Here is a 20,318-nt window from a genome sequence, read left to right as displayed (position 1 = left end):
CACATGGCAGGTAAAAAAGAAAATCTTAAGGCGCTCTTTACCAATACCCGAACACGGGTAATTGTCATTTTCACTGCTGTCCTATTGATAATCGCGGTTGTTGTTGGGGTTATTAGGTTTCGCTCTACTGTAGATGTTAATGGTGGACCCACAGTGGTAGGTGGTGTTCCGGCTATACAGTCAATCCCAGGGGCCCTTGATCCAACTGTACAATATGCAAAATTAGTAGAAGAACAAAATGTGAGCCAGGCTCAATCAGCATTGAAAACGGGTGGGAGTGCTATCCCTACCATTGTTCGTGCCCAAGCTTTGGGTGAAGGTGTTCAGGCTGTAGGACCTCAGCAGGGGGAGGGCGGCGTTGGTTTTGCCACCCTTGCTCGAGAAGATGAAGCAGGAGCTCAGCGTAGCTTATGGATTCAATCACTCCAAGGCAATAACTGCAGTAAAGCCACGGTAACTAACGTCGTTAATCAAGGAGCCACGATCGCAGATTTAAAAGCAGGTTGTACCTGTGCTCAATTGCGAGACGTTGGCTATCAAATTCAAGATCTACAACAAGTTTGTTCTTGCAAAGAATTGCGCGCAGCAGGTTTTAACGCTCGTCAACTGAAAGATGCTGGTTTTAGTGCCGAGCGTTTGCGGCTTTGTAATTTTAATGCTTGTGAACTACGTAGTGCTGGATTTACCGCGCAAGAAATGAAAGATGGCGGATTCACTGATGGTGAATTAAAGGGCGCCGGTTTTTCTGATAATGACATTGCAAAAGCGAGTGGTTTGCCAGATGGGATCACTGAAGCGGATGTGCGTAATGCAGGCTGTCAGGTAGATGCTCTCAAACGATTACGTGCCGCAGGAGTCTCGGCAGCAGCGATCCGACGCATCAGTGGCTGTAGTGCCGCACAATTAAAAGCGGCTGGCTATACCGCACAAGATTTAAGAAATGCTGGCTTTAGTGCTGCCGATCTAAAAAGAGCAGGATTTACTCCAGCCGAACTTAGGCAAGCGGGTTTTAGTGCAAGAGATCTGCTTAACGCTGGCTTTAGTCCAGATGATTTAAAAAAGGCGGGTTTTACACCTGGTGAGATCGCAGCTGCTGAGGCTGAACTCCCACCAGGGGTCACACCAGCAGATATCAAAGCTGCAGGTTGTGACATCGAGACGCTAAAAAAAGAACGCCTTGCAGGCGTTAGCGCTAAACTAATTAGACAATATGCTGGTTGTAGTGCTCAGGCTTTGAAGGCTGCTGGATTTACAGATGAGGATTTAGCAAATGCTGGATTTACCCCAGCCCAAATTGCTGCTGCCACCCCCGTAGATGATAATACCATTCGTGCTGCTGGTTGTGATCCTACGAAGTTACGAGCACTTTTAGAACGGGGAGTTACAGCAAAAAAAATACGAGACTTAAATGGTTGTAGTATAGATGCTTTAAAAGCAGCAGGTTTTACTGCAAAAGATTTGGCGGACGCTGGTTTCACTCCGCAACAACTGCTAGCGGCAGGTTTTACTCCAGAGCAAGTTCAAGCGGCAACTAGGCTCTCGGATGCCATAATCCGGTCCGCTGATTGCGATCCTGCTAAGCTGAAGTATTTATTTAGTCAAGGTGTCTCTGCGAAACGTATTCGCGATTTAAATGGCTGTACTGCTGAACAGTTAAAAAATGCCGGCTATGATGCTAAGGCATTGTCTGATGCAGGTTTTACCCCTGAGCAACTTTTGGCAGCAGGTTTTACTCCCGCTGAGCTTAGACAGGCAGGTATTGGTACTGCAGCAATCGCAGCAGGTAGAACCGCGGATTGCAGTGTTGCTTCATTGCGGGCAGCAAGAGCAGCTGGAGTCTCAGCAACGACCATTAGACAAACACTTGGATGTAGCGCCGCTGCAATGAAGGCTGCAGGTTATACAGCTGCGGAATTAAAGGCAGCTGGCTTTACCGCTGCAGAACTAAAAAATGCTGGCTTTAGTGCGGCTGATTTGAAAAATGCCGGCTTTAGCGCTAAAGAATTACGCGCAGCGGGCTTTAGTGCTGCCGATCTGAAGAATGCTGGTTTTTCCGCAAGTGAATTAAAGGATGCTGGTTTCAGTGCAGCTGATTTGAAAAATGCCGGTTTTACTGCTAGTCAACTGAAAGCAGCCGGTTTTAGTGCTAAAGATCTTAAAGATGCTGGTTTTAGTGCGGCGGATCTGCGCAAAGCGGGCTACAGTGCGAAAGATATGAAGGATGCAGGGTTCACCGCAGATCAGTTGCGCAACGCAGGTTATAGTGATGCAGAACTACAAAATGCTGGTTTCCCACCCACCCAAGTGGCTGGTTTAGAGGGTGTAACGCAAGTTGGAGCTCCTTCTGCTGTTCCAGGTATTCCTGGCGTCCCAACCCCGCAAACGGCGGAGACGGCAGAAGCTGCTAATACTCGACAATTACAAGCCATTTTAGCGAGGCAGAACCAACAATTGGCCGATCAACGCTTCCAACAAAAAATTCAACAGCGTTTATCGCAAATGTTAGGCACAGCCAACCAATCCTTACAGGCATGGCAAAAAATTGCAGTACAATCCTACACTGCTAGCAGTGTGCCGGAAGATAAGGCTGCTCCTCAAGCTGTAGCAGCAGCAGCTCCTGTGACTGGCCAGGTAACTACGCAAGTTCAAGCAACAAGCACAGGAGGAGGGGCTCAAGATCAAAAGGCTATCATCAAAACGGGTGATGTCATGTTTGCAGTACTTGATACCTCAGTGAATAGCGATGAACCAAGCCCCATTTTGGCTACTATCGTTACAGGCAAATTTAAAGGTGCCAAATTAATTGGCAGTTTTAATTTGCCTAGCAACGCAGATAAAATGGTCATTAGTTTTAATACCATGTCCGTGCCTGGTGCTCCCCATACAACATCAATCAGTGCTTATGCCATTGATCCTAATACAGCAAGAACCGCCATAGCGAGTAAAGTTAATCATCATTATCTTTTACGCTATGGATCCTTATTCGCTTCTTCTTTCATTGAAGGATTTGGTAATGCTTTCCAGTCAGCTAATACCACAGTGACGATTGGTGGAACAGGTGGTGGAGATAATATAACCGTACAGAATGGTATTGGGCGCTCTGCATTAGAAAATGCCATAATTGGTTTAGCAACTGTTGGAAAAAGTTGGGGGCAAGTTGCGCAGCAGCAATTTAGTACCCCCACAACGGTAGAAGTATATTCAGGTACTGGCTTGGGTATATTATTTACTCAAGACGTTACCACACTTTAACTTGATGAGTGGGTAAGAAATGGCAGAAGACGAAAAAGATGAGTATGGTGGTGATGAGTATCAGTTTTCAGATCTGGATGCCATTGAACCAGATCAAGGAGAAGAACCAACGAAAAAAACAATGGCACCAGAGGGACAGCCTGGTTCTAATCTCAGGCGTAATGCGGTAATAGCCATAGTGGTTATCGTTATTGTTATGCTCGCATATAAATTTCTTACCCCTGTGTTTACAAAAAAAACTCAACCAGATGTCGTGCCACCACTCACTACCGCGACAACGCAACCTATTACCCCACCACCTCAGGTACAACCTATACCCGTGACCCCAACACCAGTGCCAACCGTACAGCCCGTGACAACGGATACTACCCAGATTACTCAAAGGTTATCTGTTCTTGAAGCAAATCAGGAAAGTCTGCGCTCGCAAATGGAGTCCTTAAATAACCAATTGGGGGCAATTAATTCCAATATTAATCAACTAGCTGCCAAATTAGCTCAACTTAACCAAACTTTTACAGTTTTAGCCGCTCAAGTGGAACAACAATCTAAAGAACTCACTATACTTACTGTAAGAGCCAAGCCCAAAGTTGTGAAACGTGTAGTAGTGAAGACTCCTCCACCGACTTATTTCTTACAGGCTGTCATTCCTGGAAGAGCTTGGTTGATTGCACAAAATGGGTCTACAATTACCGTTAGAGAAGGAAGCCAAATAGCCGGTTATGGGGTAGTTAAGCTGATTGATTCCAGACAAGGAAAGGTCATCACTAGCTCTGGCAGAGTGATTAGGTTTAGTCAGCAAGATAGTTGAGGACACTTATGTCTGGTGGGAATAATGGCAGTTCTGGTATTACGTGGCTGACAAACCAAGCTGATATATTAACCAATATTGCAAATAACCTTTTGCCAGTTGAGCGGTTGATTACTGGCGCGGCCTATTTGATAGGGTTGGCATTTGCATTTAAGGCTATATATAGTCTAAAGCAATTCGGTGAATCTAGGACCATGTACTCCCAGAGTGCTAGCCTTAAGGAACCTTTGGCCTATTTATTGGTAGCGGGAATATTTATTTGGTTCCCGACAGGTTTGGGTATCTTGCTGCAGACAACGTTTGGCTCCTCGAGTATTCTGCAATATGCTCCTGTGAACAGTAGTAATCAGGCGCTTAGTGCTATTTTTGGTTCTGGAAGTACAATCGGTCGGCCACTGACGATAATTATTCAGACCATCGGGGTAATCGCTTTTGTCAGGGGGTGGGTATTGATAGCAAGGTCCGCATCACAAGGGCAACCGCCAGGTGGGACGGGAAAAGGTTTAATACATGTTTTTGGTGGAATTTTAGCGATGAACATTGTAGCAACGCTACAAATCATCAATAATACAATTTATGGTACAGGTTAGTTTTTCGGAAGGAGAAAGTTAAGTGAATGCACCCTTAAAGCATAATTTAAAACAGCTGCTTTTGTTTACCGCTTACCTTGGTTTAATGGTATTTGCAGGTGAAGTGGCTGCTAGCGGTAAAACGTTAGGAAATATGGCATCCAGTATTACGGGCTCTTTTACGAGTATCGCTAAATTGATTACTGCGGGCTCCTATCTTGCGGGCCTCGGTTTTTCAATTGGTGCGATTATGAAGTTTAAGCAGCACAAAGATAATCCGACGCAGATCCCAATTGGTACACCTATTGCCTTAGTTTTTATTGCTGCTGCTTTGCTATTTCTCCCTTCCATCTTGGGGGTAGCAGGTCAAACGATGTTTGGTGAAACCGGATCCGTAGCTGGTCCATCTGGAACCATTTTTGGTACTAGTTAATTCTAAAAAACCAGGAAGCTTGGTCTTCCTGGTTTTATTTTTAACATTAATTCGATTTAAAATTTTATATTGTGAGTGGTGAATGGCTGCTAACCAAGAACGTTGCAGGTTAAAACTGATAGCTAGTCCAGGAGCCTGGCGTTTATACTCAGCCAGAAAAGCTGATGAGCGCTTCAAGGCTTATGAGTTAAAGGTCTTTCAGCGCGATCGTTACACTTGCCAGTTTTGTGGTTTCCAAGCCAGACTCTTTCAAGAAGTGGTTAATCTTGATTATGATTTTACGAATAATCGTCTATCGAACTTGGTAACGGCTTGCTGTTTTTGTGCACAATGCTTTTTTGTTGAGTCAGTTGGTGTAGGGGGATATGGCGGTGGGACATTAATCTATCTGCCTGAACTTAGCCAACCCGAGTTAAATAGCTTATGCCATGTTTTATTTTGTGCTATCACCAATGATACAGGTTATAAAAATAGTGCTCAAAATATCTATAGAAGTTTTAAGTTTCGTTCTCAGATTGTGGAAGAAAAATTTGGGGAGGGCACGAGTGATCCAGCAATCTTTGGGCAACTAATTATTGACTCCGGAGTAACTCCGGAAGTTGCGGATAATTTGTTTAATAATATTCGCTTGCTGCCTTCGAGGGCTAAATTCCGCAAGCAAATTGAACGATGGGCAGCCAGTGCCTTGGAAGAAATTACTGAAAACAAATGAGGACATGATTTTTAACTGGATGTGCAACTTTCTGAAACTACGAATTACCGCTCCCCGGATTCGATCCGGGATCAGACCGTGGTCAAGCCATGGGATCCGAAAAATTGCACATCAGGTTAATTTTATATTCTCAATGAGAGTCTATAGGGAATGACATGGGGAAATGGGCAGAGTCATTTTTTGAAGGTGTTGATACATTTTTTGCTTGGCTAAGTACCGCGTTAAAACAAACGACCGAATCCTATTGCGATTTAGAAACAGCAGATAGTCCAACTGTTTTAGTCAATCATGATGGCAGCTTGTTATCTATTTTGAAGATAGAAGGGGTGACAGCACTTGCTGGCACGGAAGAGTTTGAACGCTTGGTGGAAGGGCTGAGTAATGCTTTCCAGGCAGCCATGGGGCGTCCCGGGCATGCTCTCCAAGTCTATTTCAGTCACGATAAGCAAAACATCAAAAAAGTCATCCAAGATATTTATTCGCCAGCGGATGCTACTGCCCAACGATTGGAATTAAATTTAGAAGATCTATTTACAGAACGAGTTAATTTTTTATCACAATATTGTGCGGAAGAACGGGTATTTTTTGCTCTGTATACTCGACCGTATAATCTACCTCAGGATCAGCTAAAGGTAGCTAATAAAGCAAAATTGAAAATGCTTAAGGATACTAAAGCCCCACCGTTTAAGAATACGCAAACAATTTATGCGGCCATTCCTGAATTGCGGGATACCCATGATGCTTATGTCCGTTCGATCATCAATGATCTTGAGGCTTTGAACATATTTTCGCGATTAATGGAAGTTCATGATGCTATCCACGCAATTCGTATGACAGCTGATCCTGACTTTACTGCTGATGATTGGCGAGCTACTCTCCCTGGCGATCGCATAATGCCTCGTGAAATTAATGGTTTCGATGGCGATCCCTCTGATTTATTATGGCCATCCTTAGCTAAGCAAGTGATTCCTCGTGACGCTGAAGCTTTAGATTTACGTACCGTGAGGGTCGGGAATAAAATTTATTCTTCTGTATTCATCGATCTCTTTCCCAAAGATCTTAGACCTTTTCTTAATCTCTTTGCGCGTATTCTTCCCTCACATATTCCTTGGCGTATCTCGTTTTTAGTTGAAAGCGAAGGTTTAAATACACTTAAACTCAAAGGATTACTGGCTGCAATTTTGAGTTTCTCTTCAGCACAAAACAGGTTAATCAGTGACTCGGTGAACTTGTTGAAGTATCTACAACTGAATAGCGATGATGCCATCGTGCGTTTACGGGTTGTGGCAACGACTTGGGCACCAGAAGATCAACTCCCTATATTGAGAAGACGAAGCTCTGAGTTAGTTAAGGCTATTGAGGGGTGGGGATCTACTGATGTGTCAGAGATTTGCGGAGATCCTTTTGCAGGCTTTGTCTCCAGTATGTTAGCCACCACATTAAAGAGTGCTGCAGTTCCTTCAGTAGCTCCTTTGTCACATGTCATTAGCATGTTGCCAATCACCAGACCCGCTTCTCCGTGGGAGCAGGGTGCCTTACTTTTTAGAACACCAGATGGTAAGCCTTGGCCATTCCAACCTGGCTCCACGCAGCAAACGACTTGGATTGATTTGGTGTATGCTCGACCAGGGTCCGGTAAATCAGTATTATCTAATGCTCTAAACTTGGCTCTTTGTCTATCTGGGGGATTAACTCGCTTACCAAGAATTGCAATTATTGATATTGGTCCATCAAGTAGTGGTTTAATTTCTTTGTTGAAGGAAGCGCTTCCAGCTGCCAAACGGCACCTGGTTGCCTACCATCGACTGCGAATGACTCCAGATTATTCAATCAATCCTTTCGATACGCAATTAGGTTGCCGCTACCCAACAGCGCTTGAGCGTTCTTTTTTGGTGAATTTTTTAACGCTTCTGACTACACCTTTGGGTGCTGCGAAACCCTATGACGGAATGGCAGATTTAGCAGGGATGGTTGTGGACGAACTTTACAAAAGCTTGGCTGATGAGTTTAATCCCACCCCTTATGCCCCTGGAGTAGAAGAGTTTATTGACAGTATTTTGGAAGAAATTGGGTTTGTTCGTGATTCCAAGTCTACCTGGTGGGAGGTTACGGATTCGCTGTATTCCGCAGGTTTTATCCACGAAGCGATGCTCGCTCAACGTTATGCGATGCCTTTACTGGCCGATGCAGCGTCTATCTGTCGAACACCTTCAATTGAAGATCTATACGAAAAAGTGACCGCTCCTACAGGAGAATCCTTGATCAATGCTTTTTCACGTATGATTTCTGCAGCCGTACGTGAGTATCCAATTTTGTCTAGAGTAACAAGTTTTGATATTGGCGATGCTCGGGTGGTTTCTCTGGACCTTGATGAGGTTGCTAAAAGTGGTGGTGATGCAGCAGATCGTCAAACTGCGGTTATGTATATGCTCGCTCGCTATGTTCTGGCACGTCACTATTATTTAACCGAAGAAAGTTTAGGGAATATTCCCGCGCAATATCAGGAATATCATAAAGAAAGAATCATGGAAATTAGAGAAGACCCTAAACGAATTGTATATGATGAATTTCACCGTACCTCTAAATCTTCAGCGGTTCGCGATCAGGTGATTATTGATATGCGGGAAGGACGTAAGTGGAAAGTACAGATTGCCTTGCTCTCCCAATCTGTGGATGACTTTGATGCCATCATGATTGATTTTAGTACTGCCATTTATGTCATGGATGCTGGTCCTTCACAAGCAGTAGAAAAAACGTCTCAGATTTTTGGTTTGTCGAATACTGCAAAAACGGCTCTGCGCACTCGTGTTCATGGTCCTCGTCAAGGTGGTGCTACCTTTCTTGTTCAATATGCCACCAAAAGTGGCATTAACGTTCAGCTGCTGACCCTTACTCTGGGTCCTGTAGAATTGTGGGCTTTTAGTACCACAGCTGAGGATGCCAATGTTCGCAATCAACTCTACCGCCACTTAGGACCTGCTGAGGCTCGAAGATTGTTAGCGGCGTTATTTCCAAATGGTTCGGTAGCTAAAGAAATTGAAATGCGTTTAGCCTCAATGAAACAGGAAACAGGTCTCATCGAAGAAGATGCGAAAGAAAGTGTGATGGAACAGTTAGTTACTGACATTCTCAATGCCTATGCTAAAGATCCAAATGTGAAAATGCTACCCAAGCATTAGGGTCACTGCGGCAAACGCATGACAGTAAAATTAAAACAATTCGCCGTCATTGCGAACGAAGTGAAGCAATCTAGAGCTGAATTTTAATGAGGCATCGATTCTGGATTGCTTCACTTCGTTTGCAACGACGTCAGATAGAGATTAATTAACCATAAGATGCGGTTGCTCTGACATTTGATCGTCATACCTTGATCTTATTGAAATTATTGTTTAGAAGGAAATTTTCATTGAATCCTGTCACCTCTTTACCTCTCAGCGGTTTACGTGTAATTACCCTAGAGCAAGCAGTTGCAGCTCCTTTTTGTTCTCGTCAATTAGCGGACATGGGTGCTGATGTTATCAAAATTGAGCGTCCTGATGGTGGTGATTTTTCACGTGACTATGATCATGTAATTAATGGGCAATCAGCCTATTTCGTGTGGTTGAATCGTGGTAAGCGCAGTGTGGTACTCGATTTAAAACAGCCAGAAGATCATGGTAAATTCAATCAACTTCTTATGCGGGCTGACATCTTCATCCACAATTTAGCACCGGGCGCAGTGGAACGCTTGGGGTTTGATTATGAGACTCTCAAGGAAAAACACCCACGTTTAATTTGGTGTGCCATTTCTGGTTATGGTCCCGATGGTCCTTACCGAGATAAAAGGGCTTATGACATGTTGATTCAGGCAGAATCAGGAGTACCTAGTTTAACAGGCAGTCCTGACGAGCCGGCTAAAGTGGGGGTATCGATTGCTGATATTGCTGCCGGCTTATATGGTTATTCATCTATTCTTGCCGCCCTGTTAAATCGGGAGCGTAGTGGTCGAGGTGAGCGTATCGAGATTTCCATGTTTGAATGCTTAGTAGAGTGGATGATGCCCCCTATTTATGTCTGGGAAGGTTCTGGATGCGCTCCTGTGCGGGCTGGAATGCGCCACAACATGATAGTTCCTTATGGTGCTTACCCTTGCAAAGATGATTTGGTTAATTTTGCTATTCAAAATGAACGTGAATGGCAACGGTTTTGTACAACGGTGTTGCAACTGCCAAAACTGGCACAAGATAAGCGTTTTGCGAGCAACGCACAGCGATTACAAAATCGCCAAGAATTGGAATCATTAATCGAAAACACGTTTCTAGCTTTATCTAAGCAAGAGGTAATCACGCGATTAGAGATAGCCAAGATCGCCAATGGTGCGTTAAATGATGTAGCTAAAGTCGCAACCCACACTCAACTTGAAGCGCGAAAACGATGGGTTGAAGTGAATTCTCCTCAAGGAATGATAAAAACGCTTTTACCACCGCATAATCTAAGTAGTATTGTACCTTACATGGGTGCAATCCCCGCACTGGGAGAGCATACACAAGAAGTACTCAATGAACTGCAGGAAAAACCATGAAGACGATAGCAACACGGCTTTCGCGTAGTATGTTATTCGTGCCCGCATCACGCCCAGAGATGTTTAAGAAAGCATTTGATAGTTGCGCCGATGTGATTTGTCTTGATTTGGAAGACTCTGTTGCAATCGCGCAAAAAGAAGGTAGTCGTGCTCATATTGTTCAAGCACTTAAATCGGCTGATGTTAATAAAACTCTCATGTTGCGTATTAATGCATTGGATACTCATTTTGCTTATCGTGATGTGATTGAAATCGTCGAAGCAGCTGGGCAGCATCTCGATCTTATTATGTTGCCAAAAGTGCAGACTGCTCGCGATGTCCATTTTCTGGATGATTTACTCACGCAAATTGAGATGCATAAAAAAATGTCTAATCGTATTGGTATTGAAGCTCAAATTGAAACGGCTAGTGCTTTTATGGAGTTACGTGAAATAGCGCAAAGCTCTGAACGATTGGAGGGACTCATTTTTGGTTCCGGTGATTACGCGGCTTCAATGCATATGCCTTTGTCCAGTATTGGTGCAGCGGATCATCACGATGCGCATTATCCAGGGCATCGTTGGCATGCAGTCATGCATGCCATTGTAGCAGCGGCACGTGCGAATGGTTTGCGTTGCATGGATGGACCTTATGCTAATTTCAAAGATGCAGTGGAATTTACAGCGTCTTGTGAAATAGCTTTAGCTATGGGATTTGATGGTAAACAATGCATTCATCCCATACAACTCGAAACGGCAAATCGTATCTTTTCACCATCGTCGGAAGATGTTTATTGGGCAAAGGCTGTCATGGCAGCTTACGAGCAAGCCAATTCTGCAGGCAATGGCGCGATTAATTTAAATGGCAAGATGGTTGATGCTGCGAACATAAGGGTGGCTGAAGTCATTATCCAGCGACAGCAATTGATTGAGAGAGAACTTGGTAAACAACGCTCTAAGTCATAAAATAATGGTTCATTTATTCACTGTCGCAAATTTTTCTTTCCCTGATTGATATAAATCACCCCCATAGATGTCATTCACCACCACAACAGAAAAATCTTCTACGACAAATTCATAAACTGCTTCAGCTCCCAAATCTTCATAAGCAATGATTTTTGCAGATTTTATGGCACGAGAGATAAGGACGGCGGTGCCTTCAATCGCACCGAAATAAACACATTTATGCGTTCTCATTGATGAGAGAACGTTATTGTTTCTTCTTCCTTTGCCAATCATCCCTTTCAAACCTCGTTCGATAAGCAGGGGAGCATAGGGATCCATGCGACTGGCGGTTGTTGGTCCAGCTGAACCAATTGGATGTCCTGGCTTAGGTGGCGTCGGTCCGACGTAATAAACGATTTGTCCGTGTGGATCAAAAGGAAGCGGTTTATTTGCCTCTATTGCTTCTTTAAAGCGAGCATGCGCTGCGTCACGTGCGGCATAAATCACACCAGATAAAGATACCAGATCGCCACTTTTTAATGCTTCGATGTCGGCATCATCTAAGGGGGTTTTAAGTTTAATTTTTTTTAATTTCATTATAAGGTGATCTCTTTGACACGATGTGAATGACAATCAATGTTAACAGCGACAGGAAAACTTGCGATATGCGTAGCTCCGGATTCAATATGCAGTCCGAAGGCAGTCACAGTACCACCATATCCTGCAGGGCCAATACCCAATGCGTTTATCTCCTCCAGCAACTCAGACTCTAAGCTTGCTAACTGAGAATCTGGATTGATTTTTCCAATGGGCCATAGCAATGCTTTTTGTGCAAGTACGGCGGCACGTGCGAATGGACCACCTAATCCAATACCAATCGTAACCGGTGGACTAGCATTTGGGCCTGCCTGATCGATGGTTTCAATGATGAATTTTTTAGCTGCTGCTAAGCCTTCAGCCGGTGTAAACATTTTCAGTCTGCTCATATTGTCACAACCACACCCTTTGATTAACAAGGAGATTTTCATTTTTTCACCTAAAACTAAATCATAATTGATCATAGCAGGAGTGTTATCGCCCGTATTAACTCGACATATAGGGCTTTTAAGCATGGACTTTCTTAAGCAACCTTGTGTGTAGCCTTGCCGAACACCTTCGTGGATCGCTTCCGTTAATAACCCACCTTCGATGTGTATGTTTTGTCCCAATTCAATAAAGAATACGGCGTATCCCGTATCCTGGCAGAATGGGAGTTTCTCTTTCGCTGCATACTCGGCATTTTCGAGTAATTGCTTTAATACTTCTCTACCTAATTCGGATTTCTCAGTGTGTAGGGCCTGTTGATAGGCACGTATGACATCTTCTCTTAAAGCAATATTTGCTTCGATACAAAGATTTTTAATTCGGTCGATGATTTCATTCGTATGAATTATTCTCATTTATCCATCCCTGAATTTGGGTGCGATTAAAAAAACCACATTTTTAACCGCACCCCTGAAATTTTAGAGTCTATTTCTATTATGTTACGTTAACTTTTGGCAAACATGTCAATCACCGCCTGATTCCATTGTTGTGGTTGTTCAAGATTTGATAAATGTCCTGCATCGGCAAGGACAATTAATTTGCTATTCGTTGCTAGTAGATGCATGGTTTCACTTTGTTGCGGGGAAATGAGGCTATCTTCACTCCCTGTTATGATTAGGATAGGTAATTTACATTTGGCCAATAAGGGTAGCGTGTCAGGTCGTAAAGCCATCCCACGTAGAGCCGAAGCGAGTCCAGTGGGTTCTTGTCTTGCCAGAATAGAGTATAAAAATTCTTTGAGGTGTTCTTGTGCATTAGACGACAGCGCTTTGGGCATAAAGCCCTTGATAAAGTTCATCGTGCCATGCTCAAGAACATCAACAGCTATTGTTTCTCGTTTTGCTTTTGTCTCTTCGCTGTCAGCTATGGCTTGTGTATTCGATAAGACTAAGCCTTTTACTTTATGCGGATATTTTGCAAGAAAAGCAAGCGTAATATATCCACCCATGGATTCACCCACAATAATAGCTTTATCGAGATTCAATTGATCCATTAGCTGATTGACTTCATCAGCGTAATCAGCCATTGCTATCGCTTGTCCATCTGCTCTTGCAGACTCACCGAACCCCCATAAGTCCAGAGTGATTACACGAAACTTTTCGGAGAGTGGTTGTTGCAATTGCCATAGTTGTTTATCGGTAGGGAAGGCGTGAATCAAAATAAGCGGTTGACCATGTCCGCTATCGCTATAGGAAATAAAATTGTTTACCTGCTTGGTGAGAGCTAAAGCCATATTGCCCAAAAGGCTTAGAGCACCAAGTACAATTAGTATAAATGATTTTTGCAAGAGCTCTTTACTCATGAAATCCCTATTCGCGTTTGTTTAGGCAAGAGCAAATTGTATAAAGCATTTTAAGAGGCAGGTAAAGCTTTCTTTTATTGCTTATTCTCGATCTTCAAGTTTTGTTGTTTGACTTAGAGCATCGAATTACCGTGGCTTGACCACGGTATCTATAGTTCATTGAAGCTTGCTGGATACCGTGGTCAAGCCACGGTAATTCGGTTTTTTGCTTTGTCAAACTTAAAAACTTGAAGATCGAGTTATTAAAAATGTATACACACGCTAAGGTGGATTTTTGAGCAATCTTTACACAGAAATGTAGTGCTGGTATTATGATGATATGAAGCTAATGCCCAAATTATTGCATTTCATCATGATGGCCAGTCTGGTTTTATTCACCATAAAACCGTTGCTTTTGCTTTACCATGACCATCAAAAACAAGCATCTCCTCAGGCACAATATACGGTCGGAACCAAATGTTCAGGCAGAACGACAACCACACTCTCGTATTGCCAGAGCTCGCATTGCTATGTCTTAGCCGAAAACGCACATATTGATGGTTTTTATTTATTTATTCTTTCAGGCTTGCTGTTCTTCGTGTATACACAACTGACCTCTTCTTCCCCTCGCTCTCGTCTCTTTAAACCGCCCATTTGTCTTCATTAATCGTGGACGATATACAGTTGAGTTGTATATCACTTTGTTAATTGGATTAATGAGGAATTTATAATGAAACATTTCAAACGCTTTTTGGGCGTCTTGACGCTTATGGCCATTTCACATGTCGTTTGGTCATTTTCAGCTAATTTTGAGAGTGCTAACCCAACTACAGTTATGCATTTCATCCAAGGGAACAGTGCGTTAATTTATCTAAGTGCTTTTTTTGGCTTGGGAATTCTACTGGCTTTCACTCCTTGTGTGTTGCCTATGGTACCTATTCTATCGGGGATTATTGTGGGACAGCGCTCATTATCTACGCGTAAAGCAATTAAGCTTTCGCTGAGTTATGTGCTTGGGATGGCGGTTACTTATGCTGGGGCGGGAGTGCTAGCTGGTTATATGGGGAGTACTGTACAGACAATCATGCAACAGCCATTGGCGATTATCACGTTTAGCTTGGTGTTTGTGTTGATGGCTCTTGCTATGTTTGGTCTATTTGAGTTGCGTATGCCTGCTAAAATCCATAATAAATTTGTTTTTCTGAACCAGAAGAATAATACACCCAATATGGTTTCTGTTGCTCTGATGGGGATTATTTCAACGTTGGTTGTTTCTCCTTGTGTGACAGCGCCTTTAATTGGTGTTTTAACCTATATTGGCCAAAGTGGACAAGCTTTGATGGGAGGAGTGATCCTCTTTGTGATGGCTTTGGGTATGGGTATTCCCTTGATAATCGTTGGTGCCGGTTACGGTTCCTTTTTGCCAAAGACAGGTCCGTGGATGATAAAAATAAAACAACTCTTTGGCGTTATCATGCTGGCCATGGCTATTTGGATGCTAGGTCGGATATTACCTGAGACCATCATCAAATTTTTATGGGCGGCACTATTGATCATAAGTAGTATCGGTTTGGGAACCTTAACGGCTAAGTCAACTAAATCAGGACATCTATTGCAAGGAGTTGGACTTATCAGCATCGTTCTCGGAGGGATTATTGCGTATTCAGCAATTGTTCAGAGTGTAAACTTCGGCAGTTCAATGGCTTTGAATGGCACGCAGGTCCCTTTTATAAGAGCGAACAGCTTGGCTGCTATAAAAGAAGAGTTAGCCACGGCGAAACAAGAACGTAAAGTCGTGTTTATTGAGTTTTATGCAAGCTGGTGCAGTGACTGTCAGGAGATGGAGACGAAAGTCTTTAATCAATCCGAGGTCACCAAAGCCATGGCCGGTTTAGTGAATCTCAAAGTGGACATCAGTGACAGTAAGAGCCCTGAGGTTATTAAGATAAAGAAAGCGTTTGCGATTTATGGAACGCCCACGATGCTATTCTTTGATACGCAAGGAGAGCCTTTACCGCAATTGACCATGGTTGGGTACATCAATAAAAAGACATTAATTGGTGTGTTGGAACAGGTTCATAAATTGTCTTGATCTCACAAGATGACTGTTGGTCTTCGTGGTCAACAGTCTCTGAATTTATATTAAATCTAAATGCAGTTTCAATGCTGCATTTATCTTCATCATTAATTCTGGTGTAGCTCTACCAGCGATTTTTGGGTTAGTCATTCTATTTTTTAATATCGTTCGTATTTGATGACATTGAGCTTTGGATGTTTTTCCTGGTCCTGTATATTCTTTTTCTAATAGAACCTCAAACTTAGCGTGTTAGAGATACAGGCTATTAGGTCTATGTAACTTCTTCTTTCAGAATAAAGCCAGTTAGTATGCCAGGACTGAAGGGGTTAATTTGGTTCTGAGTTTTGAGCAAATACCTACCAGAATTACCATTGACCTCAAATAAGATTTGCAAACTTGCACTGTCTTCACTATCAACCAAAACATTGACTTTTTGCAGCATCTTAAAGAATGCCCAAGGACCTGTTTCTTCAAGTTCAAAATGGCTCCCTTCTATGGAATCCAAGCTGAGTTTGGCATCATTTTGTGGCCAGCTAAATTGAGTAAACGATTCAGTGTTTTGATTATCGGTTAGTGTTGTTTTACCCAAAGTTAATTGCAAGTTTGCAACCACAGGATCTAAATTGATTTTCTGCAGGCTAAATTCGATTTTACTGGTTTCACTATCGGGTGAGAAAAACATATTTGTGATGACATTACCCCGGATTAACTCATTGGTAATATCGCTAGAAATCGGCATAACATAACCATTTACCTCTTTTGGTTGCCATTGTGGGGTTGAGGTATCTAGGAAGGGTTTCAGATAATTGGCAACGAACGTGTTAAGTGTTCCATGAGGTGAGAAGAAATGATCAAAGTCGGTTAATGTGACCTCAGCGGTTTGTAAAGCATCCAGAGGGTAGCGGTTAGCAATAGCAACTTTGTATTCGTTATACACCATCTGTTGCCATTGTTGGTTTAGGTATTGTTTGCTTTCATTGATAAAAATAAACCAGGTATCATCAGCTATTTGTTTAGTCCAGGTGGCTACTGGCTCAGGTAATTGCCTCGCTTTGTTATATAAACTGCTTAGTGGATCAGAAGACGTGCCACCTTGAAAATGGGCTTTGGTTAGCTCAAAGGCTGTGCGCCCACGATCATTAACCAGAGATAATGTGGTTAGGAATTTTTCCAATTCGTTGATATTTTGCGTTAAGTCATTAGCAGCTGAGCTACTTAATAAGTTTAAATTGGTAAATTCGTTGGCTATTTTTTGATTAAATAAAGCTGAATTTTCATTCGCTTCAGGTACTGTTTGCTGCTGGATTAGTTCAATTAATCTCGGTATGGCATTGCTTCGATGCAGCGTTTGTGTCACCTGACGTCCTTGTTGATAATCCTGGTAACGTGAGGGTTTTGTCCGACGAGTGAAATTTTGCCACCAGGTTACGTACTCAAAGCAATAGGCTTGCTCCAATTGTGAATGCAAGTTATCCAGATCTTGGCGCGCCAGAACCCAATTTTCATGTTGTAGCTGTGAAGAAATTTTAGGTAAAGCAGCAATAATTTCCTTAAACCCTGCTTTGGTGAAAGAATAGGGCAATTCTTTACTTGCCAAGTCAAAACCTTCTACCGCAATAGGCTGTTTGCTTGCAGGGAAGTTATTTTTGGCCAAAGTGTAGTATAAGTAGGTTGCAGGTAAAGCATTCAGATAATTTCGAACATCGCTAACCAATTGCCTGTTAATCGCAACAGGTTGCATTGGTTGTCGCAAAGCACTTCGCAGCAGCGTTAATCGCTTGTGTAAGGCTTGTTGATTATTTGCATTCCAGTACTCACTAAACCAGCGAGTGACTTCTGCCTCCGAATAATGTTCAGGCTCACCCAACATAAGATAAATTTTTAAGGCTTGATAGCGAGCAATCTGGGTTTGAGAGGGATCCAAAATAATCTTCTCAACACCTGCAAGCAATTCCGGTAAAAAATCATCGTGCAAACGGTGTTTGGTATTGCTATAAAGCTGATTCTTTAGATGTTCTATGGAGGTTACAGATAAGATATTGGTAGGAATCTGTTGTAATTTAGTAGCTGCCAAAGATAAGTGATAAAGCGCGGATGTTTTATCATTCGCTTGACTTAGAAATGTTTCGTAAGTGATTAGTTCTTTACTTGCCTCATCCAATAGCCTTGCTGTTTTCACATGCTGTTGCAGCAGCCACAAAAGAGAAACACCAACGATACTGGCCGATAAGCCGATTAACCATTTCTGCGTCGCACTGGTTTGTGCAGTAAAACGCTTGGTTTGTTCCTGAAATGCTCTTAGCGCACCCTGAATAAAATAGGCGCGGTAATTATTCGATTGCGGGAATTTATCTTGTATTGTTAAGGCATATTCATGCTGAATTTTTTTATTTAATTTATCAATGCTCAAGCCACCTTGTTCTGCACTGGTAAAATAAATGGCTTGCAGATTAAAAAGTTGTACTGGCAAATTTTGTATCAAGGATTGTATGGGTACTCTTAAGCTTGCGAGCTGCAGAGGAAATTCGCGAATGAGGGTGCGTTTGACGCTGGAGCGAGCCGGGTGCAACTTATTGATAATCTGTTGCCCTAACACTTCGATCATCTGGTCAAATCGGTATCTATAGCTGTCGAGTAATTTGTTCCTTTGCAGGGTTGGGTTTAATGAGAAACCAAGAGGTTTGCTAAGATCATTAACATGATCAGCTTGAAAAAAATCGCAAAAGCCTGCCAGGGCGTCTAGTTTTGTCAAAAGAAGAGCAATGTCTACCCGGTATCCTAGACCATGACCAAAGCGCTCTAATAATTGTGCATGGGATTTACACCGTTCTATCAATTGAGTCGCTTCAATAAGTAACAAGTCACTGGTATCGATACAAAGAATAATACCGGTGATGCGCACAGATTTATGGCAACGATTTAATTGTTTCAAGGTATAAGCGAGCAAATTGTCGCTTTGATTAAGCCATGACTCTCCCAATTCCAGGATGACCCCATGCTGGTTATAAAAGAAGTTGGCGCTTGATTCTGTATCCAGAGGATAATGGGTTAAGTTACTCTGGCGAAGTAAGGCGGTTTTGCCCTGATGAATTTTTCCGGTAAGAAGTAAAAAAGAAATTGCGTTATTTTGGGGTTTTAACGTGCCAAGAATTTTTCTTAATGTCTCGCAGAGGGTATTTAATGATTGATCCATTAGTCGTCCAGTTTAGCTGTTACTGTATGTCCAAACTGGACAACTTTAGCTTGATTTTCTAATAGAACATGGCTAATCAAATAGCCACTGGCTAATATTATCAAGGCAAGAATAGAGCTGGCAATTAAAGGTTTATAATTTTTGGGAAAGGCATCAATCTTCTTGTGTTGTTTAAATAGTTGATGGGATTTATTAACGCGATGCTGTTGGATGAGTTGATATAATTCTTCAAGTAAATTATCGAGTACCTGTCTACCATCGGCGCGCCCGTGTTGTTCACCCTCAAAACCGGTAATTAAGCAATAATAAGCCAGCTCAATCAGATCAAGGTATTGATTAGCTCTTTCTTTAATGTAGTTCACAATATCAAAGAAGCGACGTTGTGGGCCGACATCATCATGTGATGAAGGGGTAAATGCCTTGAACTCAGCAATGGTTCCATAAAGACGCAAATAGTTCTTTCCTATTAGCTCGTCAATGGTTGCACACAATAAGTAATGAGCGATGGCATCTAATTCTTCAGTGTAGGCTTTCCCTTGTAGGCGACTGTGGAAAGCACGTAGTTCATGGTCGATATTTTCGCGAATACTGTTTATCGGGGGTAGTGAAGGGGTAATGCATAAGCGCTCGAGCAAAGATAATAACGGCCCTGCTGCAGCAACTAACGGATTGGTTGTAAAAGGTGCAATAAATAGCTTGGAGCGATAATAGCCGTGAGGCGTTTGTTGAGCGCTGGGTAATGACAGTCGGTTCACAATAGAGGCCGAAAAGCGTTCGGCTGTCATGGCTTTACTCCAAATATTTAATAAAATCTGTAACTTTTTGCTCTCAAGTGAACAATAGAAGTTCAATCATTGAAACAGTTACAACCTAGTGGTGAGTCTGTTTGAAGTAAAAATAATACGTTATCTTAAAAGTCTTGTCGATAAACTTTATTAGACCTCTATTCAAGCCCTGTTGCAAAATGACGCATTACCCAGTCTTCTCCTAGATATTCAAAACAATCATTGAGAAAATCTGCCAATTCTTGCGGATTAAGCTCATACTCCAAACCAACTGGCTCAACATGGTGGTGGAAGTATTCTCCAAAATAATGGTGACAAAATGGCAGGTAGTCGCGAGTGTGTAGGATAAAAGCGTGCCAAATTTCATCCAGAGGTAATAACGGCCCAAATAAATAAGTGTAACGATTTTTTATTTGACGATAAACATTGAGCCACATCCAAGCCAAGAGATCAGTAAAAAGTGAACGCGCTTGTTCTTGAGCATAATTAGGATGATGATGACAAAAATAACGAATTACTTGCTCATTTTCATAAGCAAGTAATTCTGAAAGAGATGGTAATCTCATTACCTGCAGCAGGTTTTTTGTAGAGATTTATTGGTAAGAAAACGAACAATACGACATATCATTTCTTCTTTCGA

General features: G+C 42.5%; 16 protein-coding genes and 1 pseudogene. 10 read left to right on the top strand and 7 right to left on the bottom strand.

All coding sequences use genetic code 11. From position 1 onward, the window contains the following. Positions 1 to 3: 3 nt before the first annotated feature. The 8 genes from dotG (at position 4) to CKV79_RS10480 (ending at position 11,279) form a co-directional block, all read left to right on the top strand. Positions 4 to 3,252 carry a type IVB secretion system protein DotG/IcmE gene (dotG, locus tag CKV79_RS10515; protein WP_028373843.1) on the top strand — a complete coding sequence of 1,083 codons (3,249 nt, stop codon included), beginning with the start codon at positions 4 to 6 and terminating at the stop codon, positions 3,250 to 3,252. 19 nt (positions 3,253 to 3,271) lie between these two features. After that, on the top strand, positions 3,272 to 4,060 hold the full coding sequence (icmG, locus tag CKV79_RS10510; RefSeq protein ID WP_028373844.1) for a type IVB secretion system protein IcmG/DotF: 789 nt from the start codon (positions 3,272 to 3,274) through the stop codon (positions 4,058 to 4,060). Between the two features lie 8 nt (positions 4,061 to 4,068). Then, on the top strand, positions 4,069 to 4,650 hold the full coding sequence (locus CKV79_RS10505) for a hypothetical protein (protein WP_035915885.1): 582 nt from the start codon (positions 4,069 to 4,071) through the stop codon (positions 4,648 to 4,650). A gap of 85 nt (positions 4,651 to 4,735) precedes the next feature. Beyond that, positions 4,736 to 5,062 carry an IcmD protein gene (locus tag CKV79_RS10500; RefSeq protein WP_081778103.1) on the top strand — a complete coding sequence of 109 codons (327 nt, stop codon included), beginning with the start codon at positions 4,736 to 4,738 and terminating at the stop codon, positions 5,060 to 5,062. 82 nt (positions 5,063 to 5,144) lie between these two features. Continuing rightward, entirely contained in the window at positions 5,145 to 5,774 is a 630-nt protein-coding gene (icmJ, locus tag CKV79_RS10495) for a type IVB secretion system protein IcmJDotN (protein ID WP_028373847.1), read from the top strand. 155 nt (positions 5,775 to 5,929) lie between these two features. Then, complete coding sequence (locus CKV79_RS10490; protein ID WP_028373848.1) at positions 5,930 to 8,953, top strand: type IV secretion protein IcmB; 3,024 nt, start codon at positions 5,930 to 5,932, stop codon at positions 8,951 to 8,953. Between the two features lie 227 nt (positions 8,954 to 9,180). Continuing rightward, the gene (locus tag CKV79_RS10485; protein ID WP_028373849.1) at positions 9,181 to 10,335 is read left to right on the top strand and encodes a CaiB/BaiF CoA transferase family protein; all 1,155 of its coding nucleotides are present in this window, start codon (positions 9,181 to 9,183) and stop codon (positions 10,333 to 10,335) included. Further along, complete coding sequence (locus CKV79_RS10480; RefSeq protein ID WP_035915889.1) at positions 10,332 to 11,279, top strand: HpcH/HpaI aldolase/citrate lyase family protein; 948 nt, start codon at positions 10,332 to 10,334, stop codon at positions 11,277 to 11,279. Before CKV79_RS10485 ends, CKV79_RS10480 begins: the two co-directional genes overlap by 4 nt. Before the next feature lie 9 nt (positions 11,280 to 11,288). Here the strand turns inward: CKV79_RS10480 and CKV79_RS10475 are convergent, their stop codons facing one another. The 3 genes from CKV79_RS10475 to CKV79_RS10465 form a co-directional block, all read right to left on the bottom strand. After that, positions 11,289 to 11,855: a Fe-S-containing hydro-lyase gene (locus CKV79_RS10475; protein ID WP_035915892.1), complete on the bottom strand. Its 567-nt coding sequence runs from the start codon at positions 11,853 to 11,855 to the stop codon at positions 11,289 to 11,291. Beyond that, positions 11,855 to 12,697 (bottom strand): fumarate hydratase, encoded by an 843-nt coding sequence (locus CKV79_RS10470; protein WP_028373851.1) that lies wholly within the window; start codon positions 12,695 to 12,697, stop codon positions 11,855 to 11,857. The genes CKV79_RS10475 and CKV79_RS10470 overlap by 1 nt, the downstream gene beginning before the upstream one ends. Before the next feature lie 89 nt (positions 12,698 to 12,786). Beyond that, positions 12,787 to 13,644, bottom strand: a complete 858-nt coding sequence (locus CKV79_RS10465) for an alpha/beta fold hydrolase (protein WP_028373852.1) — start codon at positions 13,642 to 13,644, stop codon at positions 12,787 to 12,789. A gap of 328 nt (positions 13,645 to 13,972) precedes the next feature. On the opposite strand from CKV79_RS10465, the gene CKV79_RS10460 reads away from it, so the two are divergent. Then, positions 13,973 to 14,290 (top strand): hypothetical protein, encoded by a 318-nt coding sequence (locus CKV79_RS10460; protein ID WP_028373853.1) that lies wholly within the window; start codon positions 13,973 to 13,975, stop codon positions 14,288 to 14,290. A gap of 63 nt (positions 14,291 to 14,353) precedes the next feature. Further along, complete coding sequence (gene dsbD / locus CKV79_RS10455; protein WP_028373854.1) at positions 14,354 to 15,715, top strand: protein-disulfide reductase DsbD; 1,362 nt, start codon at positions 14,354 to 14,356, stop codon at positions 15,713 to 15,715. Between the two features lie 45 nt (positions 15,716 to 15,760). Here the strand turns inward: dsbD and CKV79_RS14195 are convergent. The 4 genes and pseudogenes from CKV79_RS14195 to CKV79_RS10435 all read right to left on the bottom strand — a co-directional run. Beyond that, positions 15,761 to 15,883, bottom strand: a pseudogene (locus CKV79_RS14195) (hypothetical protein); the annotation flags it as partial. Between the two features lie 88 nt (positions 15,884 to 15,971). After that, positions 15,972 to 18,893: a type IVB secretion system protein IcmF gene (gene icmF / locus CKV79_RS10445; protein ID WP_028373855.1), complete on the bottom strand. Its 2,922-nt coding sequence runs from the start codon at positions 18,891 to 18,893 to the stop codon at positions 15,972 to 15,974. Next, the gene (icmH, locus tag CKV79_RS10440) at positions 18,893 to 19,678 is read right to left on the bottom strand and encodes a type IVB secretion system protein IcmH/DotU (RefSeq protein ID WP_028373856.1); all 786 of its coding nucleotides are present in this window, start codon (positions 19,676 to 19,678) and stop codon (positions 18,893 to 18,895) included. Before icmH ends, icmF begins: the two co-directional genes overlap by 1 nt. A 158-nt stretch (positions 19,679 to 19,836) precedes the next feature. Then, positions 19,837 to 20,244 (bottom strand): glycine-rich domain-containing protein, encoded by a 408-nt coding sequence (locus tag CKV79_RS10435; RefSeq protein ID WP_028373857.1) that lies wholly within the window; start codon positions 20,242 to 20,244, stop codon positions 19,837 to 19,839. Positions 20,245 to 20,318 lie beyond the last annotated feature (74 nt).

It is taken from the genome of Legionella lansingensis, from assembly GCF_900187355.1.
Lineage (GTDB): Bacteria > Pseudomonadota > Gammaproteobacteria > Legionellales > Legionellaceae > Tatlockia > Tatlockia lansingensis.
The sequence above is the reverse complement of the archived record's forward strand: the minus strand, read 5'-3'. Positions and strand labels throughout refer to the sequence as shown.